Below are 25,866 nucleotides of genomic sequence, written 5' to 3' on the forward strand. Positions count from 1 at the left end.
GGCGCGGACGCCCTCACGGTGCGGCGTACGCTGACGCCATGCGTTTCGTGCACCTGGGTCTCGACCCCGACTTCGTCGACTACGAGCAGGCCTGGCAGGTGCAGCGCGACACCCACGCAAGGGTCGTCGCCGGCGAGGAGCCCGACACCGTGTACCTGCTCGAGCACCGCGCGGTCTACACGGCCGGCAAGCGCACCGAGCCGCACGAGCGACCCAAGGACGGCACGCCCGTCGTCGACGTCGATCGCGGCGGCAAGATCACGTGGCACGGCCCCGGCCAGATCACCGGCTACCCGATCGTGCGGCTGCCCGCCCCCATCGACGTCGTGGGCTACGTCCGCGCCCTCGAGGAGATGATGATCCGCGTGTGCGCCGACTTCGGCGTCGTGGCGGGCCGCTCCGAGGGCGAGAGCGGCACGTGGATCGCCGCCGACGACCGCGGGCCGCGGCGCAAGATCGGCGCCATCGGCATCCGCGTCAGCCGGCAGGTGGCGATGCACGGCTTCGCCTTCAACTGCGACCCGGACCTGTCGTGGGGCGAGGTCATCGTCCCGTGCGGCATCCCCGATGCCGGCGTCACGTCGCTCTCGGCCGAGCTGGGCCGACGCGTCCCGGTGACCGAGGTGCTCCCCCACGTCGAGAAGCACCTCGCCGACATCCTGCCGACGCTCCGGCCGAACCGACGCGCCCTCGCCGGCGCGACCGAGGGCGCCTGACCCAGGCGTCCGAGCCCCGCCTGGCCGGCGCGGGGGCGCGGCACCCGTCCTCGCCCGCCGACGCGTCCGTCCCCCTAGGGTGTGCTGCACCAGCCGGTCCACCCAGGGGGTTCGATGGACGTCGCCGTCCGCACCGTCAATTTGCGCAAGACCTATCTGAGCCGAGGCGTCCGACGCGTGGCCGTCCAGGGTCTGTCGATGGCCGTGCCGCTGGGCGGGGTCCACGGGTTCCTCGGGCCCAACGGCTCGGGCAAGACGACGACGATCCGCATGGTCCTCGGCCTCGCCCGGGCCGACTCGGGCACCGCGGAGGTGTTCGGCGAGCCGGTGCCGCACCGGCTGCCGCACGTCATCGACCGGGTCGGCGCCATCGTCGAGTCGCCGAAGTTCTTCCCCGCCTTCACGGCCCGCCGCAACCTCGAGCTGCTCGCCGGAGGCATCGGCGCGCCGCGCCACCGCGTGCAGGAGGTCCTCGAGGCCACCCACCTCGGCGACCGGGGTCGGGACCGGTACGCCGGGTTCTCGCTCGGCATGAAGCAGCGCCTCGCCATCGCCGCGACCCTCTTGAAGGACCCCGACCTGCTCATCTTCGACGAGCCCACCAACGGCCTGGACCCGGCCGGCATCCGCGAGGTGCGCGACACGATGAGATCCCTTGGCGCACAGGGCAAGACGGTCCTCGTCAGCTCGCACATCCTTGCCGAGGTGGAGCAGGTCGCCGACACCGTCTCGATCATCGGCCACGGCACGCTGCTCGCCGAGGGCCCGGTCAGCGAGATCCTCGGCGGGACCGGTACGTCCCAGGTGCGCGTCGGGGTCGCCTCGCCGGAGCGGGCCGAGCAGGTCCTGCGCGACGCGGGGTTCACCGCGACACGCGACGGCGAGCACCTCCTGGTCGGCGCCGAGGACCCGTCGTCGGTCACGCGGGCGCTCGCCGGGCACGGCCTGTACGTGAGCGAGCTCGTGCCGGTCCGACCCGACCTCGAGTCGGCGTTCCTCGCCCTCACTGCCGACGAGGGCCTCGGGAGCAAGGCCGACCGGGAAGCCGGCGCCGGCGCGAAGGGAGGCCGGGCGTGAGCGAGACGATCCTGTCCCCCGACGCCCGCCCGCGCTCCGAGGTGCGCCCCACGGGCACGTCGTTCGCCGGGCTCGTCGGCGTCGAGCTGCGCCGTCTGTGGTGGCGTCGCCTCACCAAGGCAGTGCTCGCCGGCGTCGTGCTCTTCGTCCTCGCGATGGTCTACAACGCGTACAGCTCCTCCACGCCGGAACGGCTCGCGCAGCAGCTCGACCAGTACCGGATCATGCTCGAGGACAACAAGCGGCAGCAGGAGCAGATGAAGGAGCAGCTGCCGCAGATGATCAAGGACTGCGAGGCCCAGCAGACCCAGGAGCGCCAGGCGAGCAACGACCCCACCATCGACCTCGGCTGCGCCAGCATCGGCACGATCCAGGGCCCGACGTTGGAGGAGATGGGCATCGTCGTGCCACTCGCTGACTCGATCACCGAGGCCGCGATGGAGCCGCTCGTCTCCGTGCTCGCCTTCCTGGTGCTCATCCTCATGGGCAGCTTCGTCGCGGCGGAGTTCACCACGGGGTCCATGGCCAGCTGGCTGACGTTCAAGCCGCGCCGGGTGCAGGTCGCGGCCAGCAAGCTCGTCGCCGCCGCCATCGGCGCCACCGCCCTCGCCGGGTTCTCGGTGGCGCTGCTCGCCCTGGGGGCGCGGATGGTCGCCACCATCAACCGGCCCGGCTCGGACCTCCAGCTGCCGGACCCTCCCCCGCTCGACGAGTCGCTCGGGCAGCTCGTGCTCCGCGCCGTCGTCCTCGTCCTCGTGGCCGGCGTGCTCGGCGCGGCCCTGGGCCTGCTCATCCGGCACACGGCCGCGGTCGTGGGGGTCCTGCTCGGCTACGTCGTGCTCGTCGAGGGGTTCGCCGTGCACGCCCTGCTCCAGGGCCGGCTCACGCCGTTCGCCGTGGTGCCGAACGCGTTCGCGTTCCTGCACAAGGGCTACGCGTACATGGCACAGACGTGCACGGCCGAGCGGTGCACGTACGCCGAGCAGAGCGTCGGCTACACGCACGGCTGGGTCTACCTGCTCGTGGTCGGCATCGTCGTCGTCGGTGCGGCCGTGCTCACCTTCCGGCGTCGTGACGTGAGCTGACCTCGGAGACTGACGCCGAGACGTCACGCCGGCCACGGGGCACGGGCGTGGTCGGGAGCGTCGTGCGGGAGGCGTAACCTGTCCGGAGCAGGAAGTCCCGACCAAGGAGCCCGTGTGTCTGTCGTTCCCGACGGCCGTCGTCTGCTGCGCGTCGAGGCGCGCAACGCCGAGACCCCCATCGAGCGCAAGCCCTCCTGGATCCGCACGACCGCCAAGATGGGCCCCGAGTACACGGCCCTGCACTCGATGGTGAAGTCCGAGGGTCTGCACACCGTGTGCCAGGAGGCCGGCTGCCCCAACATCTTCGAGTGCTGGGAGGACAAGGAGGCCACCTTCCTCATCGGTGGTGACGTCTGCACCCGGCGCTGCGACTTCTGCGACATCGCCACCGGCCGGCCCACCTCGCTCGACCTCGACGAGCCCCGACGCGTCGCCGAGTCGGTGCGCCAGATGGGCCTGCGCTACTCGACCGTCACCGGCGTCGCCCGTGACGACCAGCCCGACGGCGCGGCCGGCCTCTACGCCGAGACGATCCGCCAGATCCACCTGCTCAACCCGAACACCGGCGTCGAGATCCTCCCGCCCGACTTCGGCGCGAAGCCCGAGCTCGTCGGCCAGGTGTTCGACGCCCGCCCCGAGGTCTTCGCGCACAACCTCGAGACGGTGCCGCGCATCTTCCGCCGCATCCGCCCGGCGTTCACCTACGAGAAGTCGCTCAAGGTGCTCTCGATGGCCCGCGAGGCGCAGCTGGTCACCAAGTCCAACCTCATCCTCGGCATGGGCGAGACCGACGCCGAGATCGAGGAGGCCATCCGCGACCTGCACGACTCCGGCTGCGACATCCTGACGATCACCCAGTACCTGCGCCCCTCGAAGCTGCACCACCCCATCGACCGCTGGGTCAAGCCCGAGGAGTTCGTGCACTGGTCCGAGGTCGCCGAGCAGATGGGCTTCAAGGGCGTCATGGCCGGCCCGCTCGTGCGCTCCTCGTACCGCGCCGGGCGCCTCTGGGCCACCGCGATGCGCAAGTGGGGGCGCGAGATCCCGGCCCACCTGTCGCACCTCGCCGAGGCCGCGGAGTCCCCCGCCCGCCAGGAGGCGGCGTCGTTGGTGGCCCGCACCCAGAGCGCCGTATCCTGAGCACCATGGCACGCAACAAGGACGGCGCCTCGAGCGCGCCCACGGACAAGAAGCCGGGACGGCTGTCCCAGATCCGCGACGTCTACCGCGCGGCGCACGCGACGGACCCCACCATCGGCTGGTGGATGCTCCTGTCGTTCCTCGTCGTCCTCGGCGTCCTGCTCGTGGCGGGCCTGCTCCTGCACATGACGATCATCTTCACGATCTTCGGTGTGCTCTTCGGCATCCTCGCCGCGACCATCGTCCTGAGCCGGCGCGCCGAGAAGGCCGCCTACTCCCAGATCGAGGGCCAGGCCGGTGCCGCCGGCGCCGCCCTCACCTCCATCCGCCGCGGGTGGTACACCGACCGCGAGCCGGTCGCCGCCGACGTCGCCCGCGCCGGTGACATCAGCTCGGCCGCCATGGTCTACCGCGCCCTCGGCCGCCCGGGCGTCGTGCTCGTCGGTGAGGGCCCGACCGGACGCGTCCAGAAGCTGCTCGTCGCCGAGAAGAAGCGCGTCGAGCGCGTCGCCCCCGGCGTCCCCGTCACGACGATCCGCGTCGGCAACGGCGATGGCGAGGTGCCGCTGCCCAAGCTCGCGAGCAAGGTCCAGCGCCTCAAGCCGCAGATCACCAAGGACGAGATGGCGATGGTCAACAAGCGCCTCAAGGCCATCGGCGGCCTGCGCGCCCCGCTGCCCCCCGGCGTCGACCCGGCCCGTGCCCGCATGGACCGCAAGGCCCTTCGCGGCAAGTGACCGCCTGATCGAAAGAGCAGTTCGTCCCTCGCGGGCGGACTGCTCTTTCGCCGTGAGGGGGACGAACTGCTCTTTCGATCGTCAACGGGTGCGGACGATGACGGTGTTGGGCACCTTGTCGTGCAGGCCTCGCCCGTCGCGGTCCCAGACGATCGCCGGGATGAAGAGGCACAGCAGGACGGTACGGACCAACGCCTGTACCGGGTGGACGCGGTCGCCGGACAGCGAGCGGACCTGCAGCCCCGCGACCCGGTGCCCGATCGTCGTGCCGAGCGTGCCGACGAGCAGCAGGTTCATGACGGCGAAGATCCCGAGGACGACGAAGTTCTGGCTCCCCGTCGCCGGCGGCTCGGAGAAGGGCAGCGGCACCCCGAACAACCCGCGCGCGATGAGCGTCGCCAGGGCCCAGTCGACGAGGACGCCCACGAGCCGGATGCCGAAGCCGCCCACCGAGCCGGCGCCGCTCGGCGGCAGGCCGAGCGCCCGTCCGCGCCAGTCGTCCGGTTGCTGCGTGCGCTCGCGCGGGCCCTGCAGCCACGAGCCGAAGTCCTTGCGGTCCACCACGGCACCAGCGTAACGAGACACGGGCCACAGCCTTTGCCCGGGCCTGTCCATCCGTAACACCGGCGAAACATTCGGGTCATGGCAGGGAAACTGCGACTCGCTAGGGTCGATCCCGACAGCACGAGGCCGTCACCCTGGCTTGCCCGGTGACGACCTCGCCCCACATCAGGAGGTTGGATGTTCAGCTCAGCTGACGAGGTCCTTGCGTTCATCAAGGACGAGGACGTCAAGTTCGTCGACATTCGGTTCTGCGACCTGCCCGGCGTCATGCAGCACTTCAACGTGCCGGCTGAGTCGGTCGACGAGGACTTCTTCACCGTGGGCCAGATGTTCGACGGGTCCTCGATCCGCGGCTTCCAGGCGATCCACGAGTCCGACATGAAGCTCGTGCCCGACCCCGCCACGGCCTTCGTCGACCCCTACCGCGTCGAGAAGACGCTGGTCATGAACTTCTCGATCCTCGACCCGTTCACCGACGAGCGCTACAGCCGCGACCCGCGCAACATCGCGAGCAAGGCCGAGGAGTACCTCAAGTCGACCGGCATCGCCGACACCGCCTACTTCGGCGCCGAGGCCGAGTTCTACGTCTTCGACGACGTGCGCTTCGAGACGAAGCAGAACGCCGGCTACTACTTCATCGACTCCGTCGAGGCCGCGTGGAACACCGGTCGCGAGGAGGAGGGCGGCAACAAGGGCTACAAGACTCGCTACAAGGGCGGCTACTTCCCCGTCTCCCCCGTCGACCACTTCGCCGACTTCCGCGACAAGATCTGCCTCGAGCTCAAGGAGGTCGGTCTCAACGTCGAGCGCAGCCACCACGAGGTCGGCACCGCGGGCCAGATGGAGATCAACTACCGCTTCAACACGCTGCTGCACTCCGGCGATGACCTCATGAAGTTCAAGTACGTCGTCAAGAACTCGGCCTGGAAGCAGGGCCACACGGCGACGTTCATGCCGAAGCCGCTCTTCGGCGACAACGGCTCGGGCATGCACACCCACCAGTCGCTCTGGAAGGACGGCGAGCCCCTCTTCTACGACGAGCGCGGCTACGGCGGCCTGTCCGACCTCGCGCGCTGGTACATCGGTGGCCTGCTCAAGCACGCCCCGTCGCTGCTCGCGTTCACCAACCCGACGGTGAACTCCTACCACCGCCTGGTCCCGGGTTACGAGGCCCCGGTCAACCTCGTCTACTCGGCCCGCAACCGCTCGGCCTGCGTGCGCATCCCGATCACGGGCACCTCGCCCAAGGCCAAGCGCATCGAGTTCCGCGTGCCCGACCCGTCGGCCAACCCGTACCTGTGCTTCGCGGCCCAGCTCATGGCCGGCCTCGACGGCATCAAGAACCGCATCGAGCCGCCGGAGCCGGTGGACAAGGACCTCTACGAGCTGCCGCCCGAGGAGCACGCCGCGATCCAGCAGGTGCCCGGCTCGCTGCCTGCCGTGCTCGACGCGCTCGAGGCGGACCACGAGTACCTGCTCCAGGGCGACGTCTTCACCGAGGACCTCATCGCCGCCTGGATCGAGTACAAGCGCAAGAACGAGGTCGACCCGATCCGCTTCCGCCCGCACCCGCACGAGTTCGAGATGTACTTCGACATCTGATCGACTGGGCCGACGCCGGCCCTGACCTGCAGCGACGCGACGCCCTCGCCCGAGGATCACCCCCGATCCCGCGGCGTGGGCGTCGCGCTCGTGTCACGACGGTGCGGCGACCAGCGGGGGCAGGGTCCACCGCCCATCGAGGACCTCCTCGCGTGGCCGGTAGAGCCGCACGAGATAGTTCCAGCCCGCTCCGGGCGTGGGCAGCGTGTTCGGCCCGGTGACGGTGTCGTCGGGCACGAAGCGGACGGTGATCGGTCCGTCCCGGTCGTCACCGTCGCGAACGGCGGTGATGCTGTTGAGGCTGTACCGCCCGGACGCGTTCGGTTCGAAGTAGCCCGCGGCGTCGTAGACGCTGACCGACCAGAAGGCGTCGACGGGGACGTCGTGCAGGGTCAGGCTGTACGAGCCCGGCGGGACCCGCGGGTCGACGCCGAGGTAGACGGCCTCCCTGCTCGGCAGGCCGCCCCAGCCTGCAGCGGTACCGATGAGGTGGCGCACCGGGTCGACCTCGTCGCGCGAGCCGAACATCCGGTCCGAGCCACGGAGGTTGCGGGCCAGCGCCAGCAGCGCCTGGCGCGTCTCGTCCAGGGAGGACTGGTCGTAGTCGGGCGACAGGTAGGGCTGCGCCGAGCCGGCGTCCACCGAGATCGCGTCCTGGATGCCTGCCACGGTCGCGAGGTCCGCCGGGTCGTCGGGGTCCACGAGGATGCGCACGGCCAGCAACGCGTGGTCCGTGCCGACGTCCTCGACCCCGAGCCGGTGCTCGCCGGCGTCGTGCAGCACCTCCACGACGAAGTGGTCCTCGTCGACGACCATGGCCGAGAGGTACCGGCCGCCGGTCTGCGGCAGTGACAGCGTCACGCCACCGGTCAGGTCGGCCACGGCGAAACTGTAGAGCGTGTCCCGGTTGAGGCGGATGACGGTCTGCTCGTCGATCGCGGCCGGCGCCCGGTTGTGCCGGAAACGGTTCACTTCCCCCGCCGACTCCTGCAGGTCGTGCAGCATGCGCGCCGTCTCGGCCCGGACGAAGGTGTCGGCACTGACCCACAGACCCATGACCCGTCCCTCACGCGGTGTCGGCCCGCGGTCGGGTCCGCGGGCACCGGTGTCGCCGAGCGTAGGGCCGCGGGCCGTTACCGGGCCTCGCCCTTCGAGGGTGAGGCGGGCCCCGGCGCCAGGGGACCGGCGCCGTAGGTCGACGTCAGAGGTCGGCGTCGGTGGGATCGACGCGGGTCGTCGCGCCCGGACTGAACGTGCGCGACTCGACGACCTGGAGGGCGAGCAGGAGCCCGCCGAAGAGCAGTGGCGTGGTGAGCAGCAGAAGGCTCATGAGGGTTCCTCGTGTGGACGGTTGCCGACGTCGGTGCGACTGGTTGGTCGCCCCCTCCCCGAGGAGACGTCGTCCCCCACGGCGTACCCGGTGACGGCGAGGAGCAACCACCGGAATCGGGACCTATCCGGCTGGGTATGGTCACGGGCGTCAGCAACCACGTGCGGTCGGGGCCGCACCCCTCACGAGGATGTCTGATGTCCCCTCACCCCTCCCTCCCTTCGACCCGGTGCGCCGATGAGTGACTGGCGCGCCGACGCACGCGTCCGTGTCCGGGCGCTCGGCACCGCCCTGCACCGGGCCGGGCCGGAGCGCGATGCCCTGCTCCTGCTGCTCAAGGCCGCCCTCGCGGCGGTGCTGGCATGGCAGTTCGCCCTGCACGTGCTGGACAGCCCGATCCCCTTCTACGCCCCGATGGCGGCCCTGCTCGTCGTCGACCGCACGATGGTGCGCTCGATCGCGGGCAGCGCCCAGCGCGTCGCGGCGGTGGTGCTCGGGCTCGGCGTCGCGTGGCTCGCGGCGACGTTGTTCGGCGCGACGTGGTTCACGGTCTTCGGTGTGACGCTCGTGGCCCTCGTCATCAGCCGCTGGTCGCGGCTGGGCACCCACGGGTCCCAGGTCCCCTCTATGGTCCTGCTCTCGCTCATCACTGCGGGCGGCACCGACGAGCAGTTCACGTACCTGACGATCGTCGAGACCATCGCCGGTGGCATCATCGGCGTCGCCACCAACGCCGTCGTCCTCACCCCGTTGCACCTGACCAAGCCCCGTCAGCGGGTGTCCGCACTCGCGCGGCAGGTGCGCGAGCTGCTCGGCGACATCGCCACCGGACTCGAGGGCGAGTGGGACGCGGACTCGGCGCGCCACTGGTACCAGCGGGGCAACGAGATCACCGACAAGACCCCCCTTGTCATCGACGACATCGAGACCGGCCGCGAGAGCACGCGGTTCAACCCGCGGGCGAACCTGCGTCCGGCGACGCTGGACTGGGAGGGCTACGCCCAGACCGTGGCCGCACTGCGTCGTTGTCTCTGGCACGTGACCGGCGTGGCGCGCACCCTCGTCGACGCCGCGGATCCCGACCGGGCGCAGCCGGTGCCCTCCGCCACCTTCCTCGGCCGCTATGCCGACGCCCTGCGCGCCACCGGCCGTGCCGTGAGCCGGCTCGGTCGCCGCGACGACGGCGACGGCGCCGGCGGCGCCGGCGGCGACGGTTTCGACGCGGCGGTGGGGCAGGCTCGGAAGGTCCTCGTCGAGCTGCGCGACGAGGTGCGCGAGACGCCGCTCGACGACCCCGACCAGTGGCCGGTCTACGGCTCCCTCATCAGTGACGCCCTGCGAGCCCTGCAGGAGCTCGAGGACGCCCGCGGGCGCGCAGCGGTGCCGACCGCGGGACCGGTGCGCCGGCCGGCGCAGCGTGGGGTCCTCTTCCGGCTCACGTCCCGGCGGCGCGCCGAGGAGTCCGCCCAGACGCACGGGCCCGGCGACGGCGCGAGATGATCACTGGGGCCATCGACGACCCCACCGGCGCCCGCGTCACCGGACGCACGGCGGGTGACGACCACGGACGACCACGAGGAGACCAGGTGAGGCCGGACCGCGACCCGCGCGAGCGCTTCCCCCGCTCGGTGTACGCCGACGGTGACGAGCCGGACCCGAGGTTCAGTCTCGCCAACGAGCGGACGTTCCTGGCCTGGATCCGCACGGCCCTCGCCTTCATCGCCGCCGGACTGGCCATCGAGGCGCTGCAGGTGCCCATCACGCAGTGGCTGCGCGTCACCATCGCCGTGGTGCTCGTGCTCGCCGGGCTCGCGGCGACGGCGCAGGCCTGGCTCGCGTGGACGCGCACGGAGCGTGCGATGCGGCGCGGGACGCCGCTGCCGTCATCGGGCCTCAAGCTGCCGATCGCGCTGATGCTCGGCCTCGTCGCCCTCGGGGTCCTGGTGGGCGTGCTGCTGTGACGGCTCCGCTCCCCACTCCGCGCGACCGCGGCCTGCAGCCCGAGCGCACGGCGCTGGCCTGGCGGCGCACGGCGTTGTCCGTGGCGGTGGGCTCACTCGTCGGGCTGCGCGTCCTGCCCCCGCACCTGGGCGTCCTCGGTTACGTCGCCTGCGCCCTCGGCCTCGTCTGGAGCCTCGACCTCGCCCTCACGTCGGTACGGCGCTACCACCGGGCCGATGCCACGGTGCGGGCGTCCGGGTCCGCCCCCACGGACCCGGACGCGTCGGTCCCGACATCCGCCCCGGCCGGGGCGGACGTCGCACGCACCGCGGCCGCGACGGTGCTGGTCGCCGTCCTCGCCATCGTGTGCGTCGTCGTCATCGCCACGGCCTGAGGCCCGCACCCGCTCGGCGGGGAGGGAGACACGCCGCATCGACCGGACGAGACGCGTCGCGCGGGGACTCGCTCCCGACGCCTCAGCGGCGACCGGCGACCAGCCCGTTGACCCGGTGCAGCAGCTCCCGCGGGCTGAACGGCTTGACGACGTAGTCGTCCGCGCCGATGGCGAAGGCCGTGTCGACGTCGTGGTCGCGCGCCTTGGCCGTGAGCATGAGCACCGGAGTCGCCGGTCGGTCGCTCCCCCGGATCATCCGCAGCACGTCGATGCCCGACAGGCCCGGCATCATGACGTCGAGGACGACCATGTCGTGCGGCTCGGTCGAGAAGGCCTCCCAGGCGGTGATCCCGTCCGGCACCTGCTCCACCTCATAGCCGGACTCGGACAGCTTGAGCCCCACGATGTCGAGGATGTCGGCGTCGTCGTCGGCGATGAGGATGCGGGTCCGGCGACCCGGGTCGGCCGGCTGGTTCGGGTCGCTCACTGCGGTGTCCTTCGTCGTCGGGTACGCACGGCGGCAGGCACCACCACGCGCGACGCGGGCCATCGACCCGGCCGTCACGGTCCTTTATAGGCACAGAACGGGCAGCCGGCCGGCAAACACCCCCGTCCCGACCCGACCGGTCCACGTCGGGGCACGTACGAACGCCAAGCGTCCGCCTCGTGGACGCCGGGTCGGGCCATCGCACCCCCCGGGTACGTCTCCTGACGTGAACGAGCCCGTTCCCCACCCACCGGGCGCCCCGGCGCCCGTCGTGGAAGCAACCGACGCTCCGGACCCGCGTCGCTGGAAGGCGCTGTGGGTCTGCCTCGTGGCGGGGTTCATGACGCTGCTCGACGTCAGCATCGTCAACGTCGCCCTGCCCTCGATCCGCACCGGCTTGGACGCCTCGCCCAGCGAGCTGCAGTGGGTCGTGTCGGGCTACGCCCTCACCTTCGGGCTGACGCTGGTGCCCTCCGGCCGCCTCGGCGACGCCCTCGGGCGACGGCCCGTCTTCATCGTCGGCGTCGTCCTCTTCGGCCTGGCCAGCCTCGCCTGCGGCCTCGCCCCGACGAGCGCGCTCCTCGTGGCTGCCCGGCTCGTCCAGGGCGCCGCCGGCGGCATCCTCAACCCGCAGGTGTCCGGGTTGATCCAGCAGCTGTTCCGCGGCGCCGAGCGCGGCCGGGCGTTCGGCCTTCTCGGCGCGACCATCGGCATCTCCACGGCGGTGGGCCCAGTGACCGGTGGCCTCATCCTCGACCGGCTCGGCGCGGAGCACGGCTGGCGCTGGATCTTCTTCGTCAACCTGCCCGTGGCGCTTGCCGCGGTCGTGCTCGCGCGGCGCTGGCTGCCGGGCCCGCCGGCGCGCGACCGCAGCCGCCGCCTCGAGCTGGACCCGATCGGGGTCGTGCTGCTCGGTGCGGCCGTGCTCGGTCTCCTGCTACCGGTCGTCGAGACGGGTCACGGGGCGCGGTCGGTCTCCTGGTGGGTGGCAGCTGGGGGTCTGGCGCTGCTCGGCGTCTTCCTCCTCTGGGAGCGGCGCGAGGCGCGGCACGATCGCGAGCCGGTCGTCGACCTGCACCTCTTCGGCGTGCCGGGCTACGCCGCGGGTGCCGCGGTCGGCACCATCTACTTCGCCGGCTTCACCGGCATCTTCTTCGTCCTGACGATCCACTTCCAGCAGGCCCTCGGCTATTCGCCGCTGCTCGCGGGGCTCGCCGTCACACCCTTCGCGGCCGGGTCGGCGGTCGCCTCGGCGCTCGGCGGGCGGCTCGTCTCACGCTGGGGTCGTTCGCTCGTCACGGCCGGGCTCGCCGTGGTGCTCGTCGGGCTCGTCGCAACCGACATCGTCCTCGGGGCGGCCACCGGCGCGGCGTCCGGGTGGGCGCTGGCTGGTCCGCTGCTCGTCGCCGGCATCGGCAGCGGCTTCGTCATCTCCCCGAACGTCACGCTCACCGTCGCCGACGTCCCCGTCGCCCGGGCGGGCACCGCGGGTGGCCTGCTGCAGACCGGACAGCGGATCGGTACCGCGGTCGGCATCGCCCTCGTCGGGTCGGTGTTCTTCGCGTCGACGCCGCCCGACGCCGGCGTGGCCCTGCGGGTGGCCGCGGGCCTGGTCGCCGTCGCGCTGGTCACGAGCGCCGTCGACGTCGCGACCCGCCGTCGCGCCGCCGGGTCGTCGACGCGCTGACGGCTCGGCGACCCGTCCACCGTCCACGGGGCGCCCCGTCGCGGGCGGGGCGCTCCGTCGCGGGCGGGGCGCCACGGTCGCCAGGACAAGCGACCACGTGGCGCCGTGCCGTGGGCGGGAGGCCCGCATCACCACGACAAGGCACCACCTGGCGTCATCGTGCGGGCGGTATCGCCGCGGACCATGCAGCCCTGCTCGGTGGGCCGAACCCGTCCGGCGGACCTGCACGGTCAACACGACATTCCGCGTTCTCGAGACACGAAACAGTCACAAAAGGAATACTTCGGACAGTCGTCGCTCCCGCCTCCGAGAGCCACCCCCGGCCCTCGTGCGTCCGGACGTACGTGCGGGACCTGACGACACCACCCCTCGCGCCAGACGAGCCCGGTTCCCAACCGGGCCGATCCCGCACGCAGTTGGAGACCCACCCGCATGTATCCCACCACGACACCACGCCAGTCCCCCACCGCCACGACCACCCGCCGTCGTCGCCCAATCCGCGCCCTCGTCGCCGTCGCAGCGCTCGTCGCCGCGGTCCTCGTCCCCGCGCTCGCGTCACCGGCTCGGGCCGGCGACGCCACCGTCCCGCCCATCCCGAGCGGCCTGCCCGCCGCCATCGAGGGTCTTTCCCCGTACGTCCCCGACACGGCGTGCGACCTGCGCAACCGCGCCGGCACGATCAAGCTCGGCAACCTCATCAAGGCGACGTACGCCAACAGCTACAGCACGCTGCGCGCGTGCACCGGCGCCACCACGCCCAACTCCGAGCACTTCGACGGACGGGCCCTCGACACGTTCTTCAACGTGCGCAACACCGCGCAGCGCACCGACGCCAACGCCCTGATCACGTGGCTGCTCGCCACCGACGACAAGGGCAACACGTTCGCCAACGCCCGTCGGCTCGGCGTCATGTACATCATCTGGAACAACAAGATGTGGAGCTCGTACCGGACCCAGGACGGTTGGCGTCCGTACCTCAACTGCGCCTCGACTCCCGCCCCGTCGGCTGACACGAACTGCCACCGCAACCACATCCACCTCTCCCTTTCGTGGGAGGGAGCCATGGGCCGGACCTCCTTCTGGACCAAGGCCGTCGCCCCGGTCGACTGGGGCCCCTGCCGACCGGCCGACCTCTCCTGGTCTGCGTGGTACTCGAAGGCCAACCCGCGCAGGTGCTCCTCGTACCCCGCCGTCGGTGCCCCGGCCTCGGCCAGCCCGCTCCTCAAGCAGCTGGCCCCCCGGTCAGGGATGGTGCTGCGGCCCGGGATGGCCGGCACTGCGGTCACGGTCCTCCAGAAGGCGATCGGGGCCACCCAGAACGGCACGTTCGGTGCCGCGACCGTGAGCCGGCTCAAGTCGTGGCAGAAGGCCCACGGGTTGCCCACCACCGGCGTCGCCTACCACTCCACGTGGCGCGTCCTGCTCAAGGCGAACGGGATGCACTGACCCGAGACGCGTCGACCCCCGGGTCGCCCCGATGACCATCGACCCGCCCGGCGCCCCGCCGGGCGGGTCGATGCGTCCCGGCGCGTGGAAGCCGACGCGTCCGGCGCATGGGTAGCCGATGCGTCCCGGCACGTGGGAGCCGACGTGCGTCCGTTGGCCGGGCGACGCGTCAGGCCGCGCGGGAGGAGGGGGCGTAGGCGCGCTCGACGGCGCGGCGCACGTGTCGGTGCGGCCACGAGATCGCGAGCAGCACGATGAGCACGAGGCACACGCCCGCGCAGATGGCCACGCCCTCGGCGGCGCCCATGTGCTTGCCGACCCAGCCGGCAGCGAGGAAGGCGATGCCGGCCGCGGCGATCGACACCGAGCCGGCGAGGGAGAAGATGCGCCCGCGCAGCTCGGGTTCGGTGACGAGAGCGAAGGTGGCCTGCAGCGGCACCATGAACGCCTGGCACATGCCAGACACGACGAAGAGCGCGGCCACGACGACGATCGGGGGGTCGAACGCCGTGGCGAGCAGCGGCAGCGGCATCGCGAGCGCCAAGGGCACGATCGACCGGTTCTGCTGGTGCACGTCACGGCGGCCGATCAGGACGATGCCGAGGATGGCCCCGACGATGGGCGAGGCCATGAGGACACCACCCCAGCTGGCCCAGCCGTGCTCGGCGGCGATCGGGATGGCGAGGGCCTCGGGCGCAGAGATGCCGAGACAGGCCACCGCGCTGAGCAGGACGAGCCGGGCGAGAACGGGGTGGCGTGCGAGGTCGCCGGCGGCGGTCCCGAGATCGGTCACGAAGCCGCGCAGGCCCTTGCCGCGCCCACCCGAGACGGGCCGCAGCTGGACGACGACCGCGATGACCATGGCGGCCGCGACGAAGGTCAGCAGGTCGATGAGCAGACCGGTCTCGGCCCCGACGAGGGCGACGATGCCGCCACCGAGGGCGAGGCCGATGGCCTGGTTGGTCTGTTCGGCCATCGCCCCGAGGCCGATGGCCCGGGCGTAGGTGCGGCGGTCCTCGAAGAGGTCGGTCATCAGCACCATGTTCGAGGCCACGGAGGCGCCGCCGACGAGCTCGAGCAGGAAGAGCACCCCGAAGACCGCAGGGAGGTTGACCACCGAGCTGCCCACGAGGAGCCACATGAGCACGACGACGCAGGCGGCACGGAGGAGGTGGGACCAGATGAGCACCAGCTTGTACGGGAACCGGTCGACGACCGGCCCGACGAGGCTGCGGCCGAAGAAGGAGGGCACCAGGCTGACGGCCAGGGTGGTCGCCGTCGCGAGCGGGGACTTCGTCAGCTGGAAGACGACCGCGGCGATGGTCACGCGCGCGATGTAGTCGCCCCACATGGACAGCGCGTTGGCGAGGAATACCGGCAGGAACTGCGGGGTACGCAGGACCGCGGCGTACGAGGGCACGCCGGTCTCGGACTCGCCTCCGCTCGGTCTCACGGGATGACGCTACCCCGAGGTGGGGAGTCGTAAAAGTTGAAATCAGTGGCGTGCCGGCATCTCCTCGCGACCCGCCGCCACAGCTCCCAGAGCTCGGCGCCGTCTCCGGCCGGCCGACCCATGATCCGGCCCATGCCGTCGGCGTCGCGCACGTCGGACGGGACGCTGTCGATGGGCCGTCCGCGCCACAGGACCCCCGCGTTGCGCAGGAGCGCACCGAGCCGCCACGCCTCACGCAGGGCCCGGGCGTCGTCGGCCCCGACGAGCCCCTCGGCGGCGAGGGCCTCGAGCGCGGCGATCGTGCTCGTGACCCGTAGCGAGGGGTGGTCGTGGGCGTGGCGCAGCTGTCCGAGCTGCACGGTCCACTCGACGTCGGTGAGCCCGCCACGCCCGAGCTTGATGTGGGTGCGCGGGTCGGCGCCGCGCGGCAGCCGCTCGCTCTCGACGCGCGCCTTCATCGTGCGGATGTCGCGCACCTGGCTCTCGTCGAGTCCGCCCTCGGGCCAGCGCAGCGGGTCGATGAGCGCCCGGAACGCCTCGGCGAGCTCGTCGGAGCCGGCCACGGGTGTCGCCCGGAGCAGTGCCTGGAACTCCCACGTCAGGGCCCACCGCTCGTAGTACGTGCGGAAGGAGTCGAGGCTGCGAACGAGCGGCCCGTTCTTGCCCTCGGGCCGCAGGTCGGCGTCGAGGCCGAGGGCCGGGTCGGCCCCGTTGCCGGAGAGCAGCTTGCGCAGATCCTGGACGACGGCCGTGGCGCGGGCCTGGACGTCGGCCTCGGCGCTGCCGTCGGCCGGGCGGTGCACGAACATGACGTCGGCGTCCGAGGAGTAGCCGAGCTCGGCGCCGCCGAAGCTGCCCATGCCGACGACGAGGAGCTCGCCGCCGATCGGTCCGTTCTCCCGCTCGGACTCGGCGACGACCGCCTCGAGGGACACCTGGACAGTTGCCGCCGTGAGGTCGGTGAGCGCGGTGCCGACGCCGGTGAGATCGACCTCGCCGACGAGGTCGGCCAGCACGATCCGGAGCAGCTCGTGACGGCGGATGGCCCGGACGGCGGCCACGGCGTCGCCCGCGGTCTCTCGTCGTCGGGCGGCGGAGCGCATCGTCGCCTCGATGGCGGCCCGCCCCCGTGGCCTGAGCCCGTTGGGGTCGCCGAGGATGGACACGCTCTCCGGTGAGCTGACGAGCAGGTCTGCGGCGTAACGGCTTCGAGCCAGGCAGTGCGCGAGCCAGTCGGCGGCGCGGCCTTCGTCGCGGAGCATCTTGAGGTACCAGTGCGTCGTGCCGAGCTCGTCGGACACCCGCCGGAACGACAGGAGGCCGGCGTCGGGGTCGGCTTCGTCGGCGAACCACGAGAGCATCACCGGAAGCAGGGTGCGCTGGATGGCGGCGCGCCGACTGACGCCGGTCGTCATGGCCTCGATGTGACGCAGCGCCCCGGCGGGGTCACGGAAGCCGAGGGCCGCGAGTCGCTGCTTGGCGGCCTCGGCACTGAGGCGGGCGTCGGTGGGGCTCAGCTTCGCCACGGCGGCCAGCAGCGGTCGGTAGAAGAGCCGCTCGTGCAGTCGGCGCACCTCGCGGGCCGAGGCCTGCCGGTCGGAGACGACGGCCTTGTCGGGGTGCGTGCGGTGGCCCATCGACCGGCCGAGCCGGCGCAGGTCGGGCTCGGTCACCGGCATGAGGTGCGTGCGCCGGAGCCGGTGCAGCTGGATGCGGTGCTCTAGGCAGCGCAGGTGGCGGTAGGCGCGGTCGAGCACCGCGGCGTCGTCGCGACCGACGTAGCCGCCGCGGGCCAGGGCCGCCAGGGCCTCGAGGGTGGTGGCCGAGCGCAGCGACGGGTCGGTGCGGCCGTGGACGAGCTGGAGCAGCTGGACGCTGAACTCGACGTCGCGCAGGCCGCCGGGCCCGAGCTTGAGCTGGCGCTCGGCCTCGCCGGCCGGGACGTGCTGCTCGACGCGTCGGCGCATGGCCTGGACATCCTCGACGAAGTGGTCGCGGCTGGCGGCCTCCCACACCATCGGGGTGATCTCGGCCTTGTAGCGCAGGCCGATCTCCTTGTCCCCCGCCGAGACCCACGCCTTGAGCAGCGCCTGGAACTCCCACGTCTTGGCCCAGCGCTCGTAGTAGGCCTTGTGGCTGCTGATGGTGCGCACGAGCGGGCCCTGCTTGCCCTCGGGTCGCAGCGCGGCGTCGACCGGCCACAGCGTGCCCTCGGGCGTCGGCGCGGAGCACGCGCGCATCGTCGCCGTCGCGAGGGCCGTGCCGACGCGCAGGGCGGTGTCCTCGTCGACGCCGTCGGCGGGTTCGGCCACGAAGATGACATCGACGTCGCTGACGTAGTTGAGCTCTCCCCCGCCGGTCTTGCCCATGCCGATGATCGCCAGACGGCACGCCTCGTGGCCCTCCCCGTACTCCTCACGGGCGATGGCCAGGGCGGCCTCGAGGGCGGCCTCGGCGAGCTCGGCGAGGGCCTCTCCCACGGTGGGCATCATCGCCAGGGGGTCGGGCGTCGTCAGGTCGAGGGCCGCGATCCGGATCAGCCCGCGCCGGTAGGCGATGCGCAGGCACTCTAGCGCCGGACGGTCGTCAGGTCGGTCCGTGACGGCGCCGACGAGCTCCGCGCGGATCTCCTCCCCGCCGACGCGTCGGGCCCGGGCCGCCTCGACCCAGTGCTCCGGGTGGCGCACGAGGTCGTCGACGAGCGCCGTCGACGCGCCGAGCACGGCGGTGACGCGGTCGCGGCCGGCGCCCGCGGTGGCCAGCTCGCGCGCGAGGGCCGTGATGCCCCAGTCGGGGTCGTCGTCGAGTCGGGCCAGGGCCTCGGTGACCCGGACGAGGCCGAGGAGCCCCTCGTCGGGGTCGGCGGTGTCGCCCACGGACGCGATGAGGTCGTCGAGCTGTCCGTCGGACGTGGCTGCCCGCAGAGGCGCCAGCGCCCGGTCGTCGAGGAGCCCCGCGGCCCGGGCCGGGTCGGCGAAGCCGAGCCGGGCGAGCGCGCCGGTGGTCGTGGTCGTGCGCGATGACATCGGTGTCGGGTCAGCTCGCTTCGGGTCGCGTCAGAGGCGGGGCAGGTAGCGGTCGAGCTCGAACTGGCTGATCTCGTGCCGGTAGTCGAGCCACTCCTGGCGCTTGTTGCGCAGGAAGAAGTCGAACACGTGCTCACCGAGGATCTCGGCGACGAGGTCGCTGCTCTCCATGACCTCGAGCGCCCGGCCGAGCGAGGCCGGCAGCGGCTTGATGCCCATGGCCCGACGCTCGGCGTCGGTGAGGCTCCACACGTCGTCCTCGGTCTCGGGCGGCAGGTCGTAGCCCTCCTCTATGCCCTTGAGGCCGGCCCCGAGCAGGACGGCGAAGGCGAGGTAGGGGTTGCAGGCGGCATCGAGCGAGCGCACCTCGACGCGCGTCGACTGACCCTTGTTCGGCTTGTGCATCGGCACCCGGACCATCGCCGAGCGGTTGTTGTGGCCCCACGTGAGGTGCGCCGGCGCCTCGCCCCCGCCCCAGAGACGCTTGTAGGAGTTGACCCACTGGTTGGTGACCGCAGCGATCTCGGCACCGTGGGTGATGAGGCCGGCGATGAACTGACGCCCGACCTTGCTCAGCTGGTACGGGGCTCCCGCCTCGTAGAACGCGTTGGAGTCGCCCTCGAAGAGCGAGAGGTGGGTGTGCATGCCCGAGCCCGGGTGCTGGGCGAACGGCTTGGGCATGAACGTCGCGTAGATGCCCTGCGTCAACGCGACCTCCTTGACGACCGTCCGGAACGTCATGATGTTGTCGGCCGTGCTCAGGGCGTCGGCGTAGCGCAGGTCGATCTCGTTCTGCCCGGGCGCGCCCTCGTGGTGGCTGAACTCGACCGAGATGCCCATGTTCTCGAGCATCGTGATCGCGGCGCGACGGAAGTCGTGGCCCGTGCCGTGGGGCACGTGGTCGAAGTAACCCGCGTCGTCGACGGGGACCGGCCGGCCCTGGCCGTCGCGACCCTGCTCTAGGAGGAAGAACTCGATCTCGGGGTGGGTGTAGAAGGTGAAACCGAGGTCGGCGGCCCGGGTCAGGGCACGCTGGAGCACGTGCCGCGGGTCGGCGTTGCTCGGCGAGCCGTCGGGCAGCTGGAGGTCGCAGAACATGCGCGCCGTGCCGGGCGGGTCGCCGCGCCACGGCAGGATCTGGAAGGTCGAGGGGTCGGGCTTGGCGAGCATGTCCGCCTCATAGACACGCGTCAGGCCCTCGATGGCCGAGCCGTCGAAGCCGATGCCCTCGGCGAAGGCGCCCTCGAGCTCGGCCGGCGCGACGGCCACGGACTTGAGGGTGCCGAGGACGTCGGTGAACCAGAGCCGGACGAACCGGATGTCACGCTCTTCGATCGTGCGCAGCACGAACTCTTCCTGACGGTTCATGTGTCGATCCTGCCCCATGGGTGTTACGCCGATGTGAAGACACTCGCACCGCAAGACGCGGCACGCGAACGGGCCCCCGGGGAACATCCCCGGGGGCCCGCGCGTCAGGACACGAGGGTCACTTGAACTTGACCATGACCTGCAGCTCGTTGCCACCGTCACGCGTGTGCGTGACCGTCATCGTCGTGCCCGAGCCGGCCACCTTGGTGGACGCCCACGGGTTCGCGGCCGACCAGTAGCGGTTCGGGTCGGAGTCGTCGAACGTCGGGATCGCCGGCTGCGACGGGACCGTGGTCTCGACTCCGTTGCGGTGGAAGCTCACCGCGTCGGTGGCCTCCTGGCCGAACGTGGCGTCGAACGGCTGGCGACGGTTGCCGAGCATCGTCTGCGTGCCGTTGGCGTTGTTCAGCATGATCGGCGCCGGACGCGCGTCGACCGGAAGGATCTCGCCGCCACCCGGGTGGGCAGAGGTGTTGTTGTCGCCGTACTCGCCGTTGGCGTACGTCACGAGCATGCCGTTCTGGTACGGGAAGCGCTCCACCCAGTCGGGCTTGGTGGTGCCCCAGCCGAAGTTGTACGGGCCCGTCTGCAGCGTCTTGTCGTAGCCGCTGTAGGTGCGGTTCTCAGCGAAGTAGAAGTCCTGCACCTGCTTGCTCGTGGTGCCGTCGATGATGGAGAACCCACCCTTGGCGGTCCACGCACCGGCGCCGGCCTCGACGTCGTCCACCGCGCCGGTGACACCGTCCGTCGTGACGGCGACGTCGTCGACGAAGGCCTCGCTGGAGACGCCACCGTCGGTGGCGACCCGGAAGCGGAACTGGATGTTCTGGCCCTTGTAGGCCGAGAGGTCCCACGTCTTCTGCGCCCAGGCGAACTTACCGTCGATCGGAGCCCCGACCGGAACCCACGTGCTGCCGTTGTCGGTCGACACGTCGCCGTAGAGGTAGTCGTAGCCCTTCTCGAGGTTGCCCTGCACGAAGGCGCTGATGGACGCCGAAGTCTTGGCACCGGTCAGGTCGACCGGGCGTGACAGCGTCGAGTTGAGGTTGTCACCGAAACCGCTCCACCACTCGGCCTTGCCGGAGTGAGGGGTGTTGCGGTCGGACTTGACCGTGCGCTCGGGGAGCGGGACGACGATGGCCTGGACGGAGCCGGTCTTCGTCGCGAGGTCGGCCTGGCTCAGCTTGACCGACGTGTTCTCACCGAATGGCACGGTCTTGTAGTCGAGCCAGCCGAGCTGGAGCTTCTCCCACGCACCCATGTAGCCGGGCGTCGTGCCGATGGAGTCGGTGCCGTGGTTGAGCCACGAGCCGCCGCTCATGAGGGTCCAGAACGCGGTGCTGTTGTCGCCACCGGCCGTGTCGTAGAGGTCGGGCAGGCCGAGGTCGTGGCCGAACTCGTGCGCGAAGACGCCGAGGCCGCCGTTCTCGGGCTCGGTGGTGTAGTCGCCGATCCAGATGCCGGTGTCACCGATCTGGATGCCGCCGAGCTTGTTGCCCTCCGGGCCGACCTTGCCGGCACCGGTCGAGTTGACGTACCAGCGGTGCGACCAGATCGCATCGGTGCCCTGGGCGCCGCCACCGGCCTCCTCGCCCTCGCCGGCGTGGATCGCCTGGAAGTGGTCGATGTAGCCGTCGGGGCGGTTGTAGACGCCGTCACCCTGGGAGTCGTAGCGGTCGACCTTGTCGAACTGCTGCAGGTAGGCGCGGATCTCGGCGGTCGTCTTGCCCTTCGCCTTCTCGGCGTTGAACCAAGCCTGCGCGGTGTCGTTGATGTAGTTCCAGTAGCCATTGGACTGCGGCACCGTGTTGGAGCCGTAACGCGCCTCGTTGTAGGGCACGGTCACCCAGTCGGAGACGTCGCCCTTGGCGAGGAACCGACCGTTGGACTGCTTCTGGTAGAAGTCCTTGAAGGACTCACCGTCGCCGAACATCATGTCCATGTAGTGCTGGCGGTTGAAGTCCGGGATCCAGTACGTGGAGTTGTCGTCGGTCGAGCTGCCGTCCCAGTTGCGGTCCGGCGCGGCGATCTGGTTGTGGACCGGACCCGGCGCGGTGGACTGGCCGGTGTAGGTCTTGTTCCCGAAGTCGGTGAGGATCGTGAAGATGTCCTCCTCGCGGTTCACCGGGTAGTTGACGTACTTGGACTTCTTCGGCTTGCCGTTGGCGTCGTTGCCCTTGCCCTTGACCTCGATGACACGGTTGCCGTTGATGGTCTTGGTCGTGGCCTCGCCCTTGAGGAGCTTGGCGACGGCGTCCTTGCGCTCGGCGGTCTGCGCATCGGCAAGGGGGTTGGGCAGGTTGTCCGGGCGGGAGGCCTGGGCCGCTGCGGGGTCTCCGCTGACCGGGGCCTTGGCAACGGGGGTTGCCTGAGCCTGCACCGGGGCCGTGAGACCGGTGACGACGAGCGCCCCCACGGCCAACCCCGAAACAGCACTCCAATGGCGCTTGTTCACGATCTGTCCTCCTGGTCACAGGCGCCGCAAATCGGGCGCCTCGCGTATAAGAGCACAGATCACAGACAATTTGGCTCTGGGTCACAGAGGTTTCGAAAAAAGTTGTGACACAAGGTATTTCGGCACCTGAAACGTAAAATCTTCGTAAAGGACAGCCGCTCTGCTCTTGGATTCCGGGACGAGATCGGATACAGGTCACACCAGCCCCACGCGTTGCAGCTCGCCGCCCCAGGACCGGCGGTGACGCCACCGATATGCTCCCCCGATGAGCACAGACGCCCCCGAGGAGCAGAGTCCCTACGGCGCCGGCAGCCGGGGCGAGCAGCCCCCCGCGAGCGCGGCGGCCACGGCCCCCACATCGCGGAAGGTGCGCATCCCCCACCTGCACGCCATGAAGGCCGAGGGCCGGCGCTGGGCGATGCTCACCGCGTACGACATGTACGCGGCACAGATCTTCGACGAGGCCGGCATCCCGGTTCTCCTCGTCGGCGACTCCGCGGGCAACAACGTGTACGGCTACGAGACGACCGTGCCGGTCACCCTCGAGGAGATGGTGCCGCTCGTGCGCGCCGTCGCGACCGCCGCCCGACGCGCCCTCGTCGTCGCCGACATGCCCTTCGGCTCCTACGGCGGCTCGGTCGAGCAGGGGTTCGCCAGCGCGGTCCGCCTCATGAAGGAAGGCCTGGCGCACGCGGTCAAGCTCGAGGGCGGCACCGCGATGGTGCCCCTCGTCAAGACGCTGACCGACGCCGGCATCCCGGTCATGGCGCACCTCGGGTTCACCCCGCAGAGCGAGCACCAGCTCGGCGGCTACCGGGTCCAGGGCCGCGGTGACGCCGCCGATGCCCTCGTCGACGAGGCCCGGGCCCTGCAGGACGCCGGCGCGTTCGCCGTCGTCCTCGAGATGGTCCCGGCGCCGGTGGCCGAGCGCGTCACCGAGGTGCTCGCCATCCCGACCATCGGCATCGGCGCCGGCCCCGGCACCGACGCGCAGGTGCTCGTCTGGAGCGACTTCGCCGGCCTGCGCGCGGGCCGCGCTCCCCGGTTCGTCAAGAAGTACGCCGACCTCCGGGGCACCCTCCTCGACGCCGCACGCGCCTACGCCGACGACGTCGAAGCCGGCACCTTCCCCGGCCCCGAGCACTCCTTCGAGTCCTGACGGTCCCGCGACGTCACGTGACAGTGCCCGGCACCGTGTGGTGCCGGGCACTGTCAGGACCGATGCGGGGGCGCGTCAGTCCTCGACCTCCTCGTCGTCCCACGAGGTCCCCGACGTGCCCGAGGTGCCCTTCTCGTTCCAGGCTCGGTCCTCGGAGTCCCACTTGTCGGTCTTCGCGTGCGCGGTGTCGAGAGCCCGGCGGGCCTCGTCCTCGGTGGCGTACGGGCCCAGCACCTGCTCACCGCGGCTGCGGTTCTCGTCGGTCTCGACCTGACCGGTGTCGACGTTGTACCAGAAGCTCACTGACGCACTCCTTCTCTCCACGGGACCACCTGCGCCCGCGACCGCGCGCGGCCGGCAGGCGTCCTCAGCCGGGGTCCGTCTCGTGGGCAGCCCTCGTGGCTGCCCACCTGCGACGACCTAGACTCCACCGTATGCCGTTGCTCCAGCCCGGGGTGTCACCACACCCGCTCAGTCCGCGACGCCCGGTGCCGGCCTCGATCGAACGCCCGCACTACGTCGACGTCCCGAACCCCCGGGAGGACGGCGACGTCGCCGTCAAGGACGCCGAGACCATCGAGCGGATGCGGCTCGCAGGCCGGGTCGCCGCGGACGCCATGGCGGCCGCGGCCCAGCGCATCGCCCCCGGTGTCACCACCGACGAGCTCGACGCCGTCGCCCACGAGTACCTGCTCGACCACGGCGCCTACCCCTCGCCGCTCGGCTACAAGGGGTTCCCGAAGTCGGTGTGCACGAGCGTCAACGAGGTCATCTGCCACGGCATCCCCGACGCTCGCCCGCTCGAGGACGGCGACATCGTCAACATCGACGTCACGGCCTACGTCGGCGGCGTGCACGGCGACACCGACGCCACCTACCTCGTCGGCGATGTCGACGAGGAGTCGAGACTGCTCGTCGAGCGAACCCACGAGGCGATGATGCGTGGCATCCGCGCCGCCCGGCCCGGCCGCGAGATCAACGTCATCGGACGCGTCATCGAGAGCTACGCCAAGCGCTTCGGCTACGGCGTCGTGCGCGACTTCACCGGCCACGGCATCGGGCTGGAGTTCCACTCGGGGCTCATCGTCCCGCACTACGACGCCGCGCCCAACTACGCCACCGTCATCGAACCCGGCATGACCTTCACCGTCGAGCCGATGCTCAACCTCGGCACGCACGAATGGCGCATGTGGGACGACTCCTGGACCGTCGTGACCCGCGACGGCAAGCGCTCGGCGCAGTTCGAGCACACCATCGTCATCACCGACGACGGCAACGAGATCCTCACGCTCGCCACCGGCGCGACCGCGTAACCTCGCACACGCTCGCCACACGCTCGCACCAAGGCCGGCTGGAGGCCGACCGGTCCAGCACCACGACACGTCCTCGACAAGGAAGCAGGGACATGGGCAAGAAGGGCAAGCCCCTCGGTATCGACATCGGCGGCAGCGGCATCAAGGGCGCGCCGGTCGACCTCAAGGCGGGCGACCTCGCCGGCAAGCGGCACAAGATCCTCACCCCCAAGCCCGCGACGCCCGACGCCGTCGCCGAGGTCGTCGACCAGATCGTCGACCACTTCGCCGACGTCACGGGCGACTCCCCCATCGGCGTGACCGTGCCCGCCGTCGTCATCCGCGGCCGGGTCCTGTCGGCCGCCAACATCGACCCGACGTGGATCGACACCGACGCAGAGGCGCTCATCCAGGAGCACACCGGCCGGGCCGTGACCGTCCTCAACGACGCCGACGCCGCCGGCCTCGCCGAGATGTACTACGGCGCCGCCAAGGGCGTGCAGGGGCTCGTCATCCTGACGACGCTCGGCACCGGCATCGGCTCGGCCCTCATCCACGACGGCCGCCTCGTGCCCAACTCCGAGCTCGGCCACCTCGAGATCGACGGCTTCGACGCCGAGGACCGGGCCGCGTCGTCGGTCAAGGACGTCGAGGGGCTCTCCTGGGACGAGTACGTCGAGCGGCTCCAGCGCTACTACGACGTCATCGAGAAGCTCTTCTCCCCCGATCTCATCGTCGTCGGTGGCGGCATCTCCAAGGACAGCGACGACTTCCTGCCGCGCCTCAAGCTGCGGTGCCCCATCGTGCCGGCGCAGCTGCGCAACCAGGCCGGCATCATCGGCGCGGCGCGCCTGGCCGTCGACCTCGCCAAGGCCTGACCCGCCCGGCGCCGGCACCGACCAGTGCC

The 25,866-nt window shown here is 71.2% G+C and carries 23 protein-coding genes; 14 read left to right on the plus strand and 9 right to left on the minus strand.

Going from position 1 to position 25,866, the window contains the following annotated elements:
• The first annotated feature begins 38 nt into the window (after nt 1-38).
• From lipB to AC3A5R_RS00150, 5 genes are all read left to right on the plus strand, one after another.
• Nucleotides 39-716, plus strand: coding sequence for a lipoyl(octanoyl) transferase LipB (lipB, locus tag AC3A5R_RS00130; RefSeq protein ID WP_487618764.1), 678 nt, complete (start codon nt 39-41; stop codon nt 714-716).
• 114 nt (nt 717-830) lie between these two features.
• Nucleotides 831-1,793: an ABC transporter ATP-binding protein gene (locus AC3A5R_RS00135; RefSeq protein WP_487618765.1), complete on the plus strand. Its 963-nt coding sequence runs from the start codon at nt 831-833 to the stop codon at nt 1,791-1,793.
• The gene (locus AC3A5R_RS00140) at nt 1,790-2,878 is read left to right on the plus strand and encodes a DUF2705 family protein (RefSeq protein WP_487618766.1); all 1,089 of its coding nucleotides are present in this window, start codon (nt 1,790-1,792) and stop codon (nt 2,876-2,878) included. Before AC3A5R_RS00135 ends, AC3A5R_RS00140 begins: the two co-directional genes overlap by 4 nt.
• A 114-nt stretch (nt 2,879-2,992) precedes the next feature.
• On the plus strand, nt 2,993-4,018 hold the full coding sequence (gene lipA, locus AC3A5R_RS00145; protein WP_487618767.1) for a lipoyl synthase: 1,026 nt from the start codon (nt 2,993-2,995) through the stop codon (nt 4,016-4,018).
• A gap of 5 nt (nt 4,019-4,023) precedes the next feature.
• On the plus strand, nt 4,024-4,755 hold the full coding sequence (locus tag AC3A5R_RS00150; RefSeq protein WP_487618768.1) for a DUF4191 domain-containing protein: 732 nt from the start codon (nt 4,024-4,026) through the stop codon (nt 4,753-4,755).
• A gap of 81 nt (nt 4,756-4,836) precedes the next feature.
• Here AC3A5R_RS00150 and AC3A5R_RS00155 read toward each other — a convergent pair whose 3' ends face one another.
• The gene (locus AC3A5R_RS00155; protein WP_487618769.1) at nt 4,837-5,319 is read right to left on the minus strand and encodes an RDD family protein; all 483 of its coding nucleotides are present in this window, start codon (nt 5,317-5,319) and stop codon (nt 4,837-4,839) included.
• A 177-nt stretch (nt 5,320-5,496) separates the two neighbouring features.
• Between AC3A5R_RS00155 and glnA (AC3A5R_RS00160) the strand changes: the two genes are divergently transcribed.
• On the plus strand, nt 5,497-6,921 hold the full coding sequence (gene glnA / locus AC3A5R_RS00160; protein WP_487618770.1) for a type I glutamate--ammonia ligase: 1,425 nt from the start codon (nt 5,497-5,499) through the stop codon (nt 6,919-6,921).
• Nucleotides 6,922-7,014: 93 nt separating this feature from the next.
• On the opposite strand, the gene AC3A5R_RS00165 is transcribed toward glnA (AC3A5R_RS00160), so the two are convergent.
• Nucleotides 7,015-7,977, minus strand: coding sequence for a DUF1254 domain-containing protein (locus tag AC3A5R_RS00165; RefSeq protein ID WP_487618771.1), 963 nt, complete (start codon nt 7,975-7,977; stop codon nt 7,015-7,017).
• 145 nt (nt 7,978-8,122) lie between these two features.
• Nucleotides 8,123-8,251 (minus strand): hypothetical protein, encoded by a 129-nt coding sequence (locus tag AC3A5R_RS00170; RefSeq protein ID WP_487618772.1) that lies wholly within the window; start codon nt 8,249-8,251, stop codon nt 8,123-8,125.
• Between the two features lie 237 nt (nt 8,252-8,488).
• Between AC3A5R_RS00170 and AC3A5R_RS00175 the strand changes: the two genes are divergently transcribed.
• From AC3A5R_RS00175 to AC3A5R_RS00185, 3 genes are all read left to right on the plus strand, one after another.
• Entirely contained in the window at nt 8,489-9,751 is a 1,263-nt protein-coding gene (locus AC3A5R_RS00175) for an FUSC family protein (RefSeq protein ID WP_487618773.1), read from the plus strand.
• A gap of 86 nt (nt 9,752-9,837) precedes the next feature.
• A complete protein-coding gene (locus AC3A5R_RS00180; RefSeq protein ID WP_487618774.1) occupies nt 9,838-10,212 on the plus strand; it encodes a YidH family protein in 375 nt (124 codons plus the stop codon).
• Entirely contained in the window at nt 10,209-10,586 is a 378-nt protein-coding gene (locus AC3A5R_RS00185; protein ID WP_487618775.1) for a DUF202 domain-containing protein, read from the plus strand. Before AC3A5R_RS00180 ends, AC3A5R_RS00185 begins: the two co-directional genes overlap by 4 nt.
• A gap of 82 nt (nt 10,587-10,668) precedes the next feature.
• Here AC3A5R_RS00185 and AC3A5R_RS00190 read toward each other — a convergent pair whose 3' ends face one another.
• Nucleotides 10,669-11,073, minus strand: a complete 405-nt coding sequence (locus AC3A5R_RS00190) for a response regulator transcription factor (RefSeq protein ID WP_487618776.1) — start codon at nt 11,071-11,073, stop codon at nt 10,669-10,671.
• A gap of 271 nt (nt 11,074-11,344) precedes the next feature.
• Between AC3A5R_RS00190 and AC3A5R_RS00195 the strand changes: the two genes are divergently transcribed.
• On the plus strand, nt 11,345-12,760 hold the full coding sequence (locus AC3A5R_RS00195) for an MFS transporter (protein ID WP_487618777.1): 1,416 nt from the start codon (nt 11,345-11,347) through the stop codon (nt 12,758-12,760).
• Nucleotides 12,761-13,192: 432 nt separating this feature from the next.
• Complete coding sequence (locus AC3A5R_RS00200) at nt 13,193-14,206, plus strand: peptidoglycan-binding domain-containing protein (RefSeq protein WP_487618778.1); 1,014 nt, start codon at nt 13,193-13,195, stop codon at nt 14,204-14,206.
• Between the two features lie 169 nt (nt 14,207-14,375).
• Here AC3A5R_RS00200 and AC3A5R_RS00205 read toward each other — a convergent pair whose 3' ends face one another.
• The 4 genes from AC3A5R_RS00205 to AC3A5R_RS00220 all read right to left on the minus strand — a co-directional run bounded on the left by AC3A5R_RS00205 (nt 14,376) and on the right by AC3A5R_RS00220 (nt 22,508).
• Nucleotides 14,376-15,659, minus strand: coding sequence for an MFS transporter (locus tag AC3A5R_RS00205; RefSeq protein ID WP_487618779.1), 1,284 nt, complete (start codon nt 15,657-15,659; stop codon nt 14,376-14,378).
• Entirely contained in the window at nt 15,656-18,685 is a 3,030-nt protein-coding gene (locus AC3A5R_RS00210) for a bifunctional [glutamine synthetase] adenylyltransferase/[glutamine synthetase]-adenylyl-L-tyrosine phosphorylase (RefSeq protein ID WP_487618780.1), read from the minus strand. The genes AC3A5R_RS00205 and AC3A5R_RS00210 overlap by 4 nt, the downstream gene beginning before the upstream one ends.
• A gap of 30 nt (nt 18,686-18,715) precedes the next feature.
• Entirely contained in the window at nt 18,716-20,053 is a 1,338-nt protein-coding gene (gene glnA / locus AC3A5R_RS00215) for a type I glutamate--ammonia ligase (RefSeq protein ID WP_487618781.1), read from the minus strand.
• A 118-nt stretch (nt 20,054-20,171) separates the two neighbouring features.
• Entirely contained in the window at nt 20,172-22,508 is a 2,337-nt protein-coding gene (locus AC3A5R_RS00220) for an immune inhibitor A domain-containing protein (RefSeq protein WP_487618782.1), read from the minus strand.
• A gap of 265 nt (nt 22,509-22,773) precedes the next feature.
• On the opposite strand from AC3A5R_RS00220, the gene panB reads away from it, so the two are divergent.
• A complete protein-coding gene (gene panB / locus AC3A5R_RS00225; RefSeq protein ID WP_487618783.1) occupies nt 22,774-23,667 on the plus strand; it encodes a 3-methyl-2-oxobutanoate hydroxymethyltransferase in 894 nt (297 codons plus the stop codon).
• 75 nt (nt 23,668-23,742) lie between these two features.
• On the opposite strand, the gene AC3A5R_RS00230 is transcribed toward panB, so the two are convergent.
• Complete coding sequence (locus AC3A5R_RS00230; RefSeq protein ID WP_487618784.1) at nt 23,743-23,970, minus strand: methionine aminopeptidase; 228 nt, start codon at nt 23,968-23,970, stop codon at nt 23,743-23,745.
• A 131-nt stretch (nt 23,971-24,101) separates the two neighbouring features.
• On the opposite strand from AC3A5R_RS00230, the gene map reads away from it, so the two are divergent.
• Together map and ppgK are read left to right on the plus strand one after the other, a co-directional pair.
• The gene (map, locus tag AC3A5R_RS00235) at nt 24,102-24,980 is read left to right on the plus strand and encodes a type I methionyl aminopeptidase (RefSeq protein ID WP_487618785.1); all 879 of its coding nucleotides are present in this window, start codon (nt 24,102-24,104) and stop codon (nt 24,978-24,980) included.
• Nucleotides 24,981-25,072: 92 nt separating this feature from the next.
• Nucleotides 25,073-25,837, plus strand: a complete 765-nt coding sequence (gene ppgK / locus AC3A5R_RS00240) for a polyphosphate--glucose phosphotransferase (protein WP_487618786.1) — start codon at nt 25,073-25,075, stop codon at nt 25,835-25,837.
• The last annotated feature ends 29 nt before the right edge of the window (nt 25,838-25,866 follow it).

The organism is Intrasporangium sp. Soil_C_50 (assembly GCF_057656595.1).

Coding starts and splice junctions, on each gene's coding strand:
- map (WP_487618785.1), top strand. CDS start 24,102: ATGCCGTTGCTCCAGCCCGGGGTGTCACCACACCCGCTCAGTCCGCGA.
- AC3A5R_RS00170 (WP_487618772.1), bottom strand. CDS start 8,251: ATGAGCCTTCTGCTGCTCACCACGCCACTGCTCTTCGGCGGGCTCCTG.
- AC3A5R_RS00135 (WP_487618765.1), top strand. CDS start 831: ATGGACGTCGCCGTCCGCACCGTCAATTTGCGCAAGACCTATCTGAGC.
- AC3A5R_RS00175 (WP_487618773.1), top strand. CDS start 8,489: ATGAGTGACTGGCGCGCCGACGCACGCGTCCGTGTCCGGGCGCTCGGC.
- AC3A5R_RS00150 (WP_487618768.1), top strand. CDS start 4,024: ATGGCACGCAACAAGGACGGCGCCTCGAGCGCGCCCACGGACAAGAAG.
- AC3A5R_RS00165 (WP_487618771.1), bottom strand. CDS start 7,977: ATGGGTCTGTGGGTCAGTGCCGACACCTTCGTCCGGGCCGAGACGGCG.
- AC3A5R_RS00210 (WP_487618780.1), bottom strand. CDS start 18,685: ATGTCATCGCGCACGACCACGACCACCGGCGCGCTCGCCCGGCTCGGC.
- ppgK (WP_487618786.1), top strand. CDS start 25,073: ATGGGCAAGAAGGGCAAGCCCCTCGGTATCGACATCGGCGGCAGCGGC.
- AC3A5R_RS00200 (WP_487618778.1), top strand. CDS start 13,193: ATGTATCCCACCACGACACCACGCCAGTCCCCCACCGCCACGACCACC.
- lipB (WP_487618764.1), top strand. CDS start 39: ATGCGTTTCGTGCACCTGGGTCTCGACCCCGACTTCGTCGACTACGAG.
- glnA (WP_487618781.1), bottom strand. CDS start 20,053: ATGAACCGTCAGGAAGAGTTCGTGCTGCGCACGATCGAAGAGCGTGAC.
- panB (WP_487618783.1), top strand. CDS start 22,774: ATGAGCACAGACGCCCCCGAGGAGCAGAGTCCCTACGGCGCCGGCAGC.
- glnA (WP_487618770.1), top strand. CDS start 5,497: ATGTTCAGCTCAGCTGACGAGGTCCTTGCGTTCATCAAGGACGAGGAC.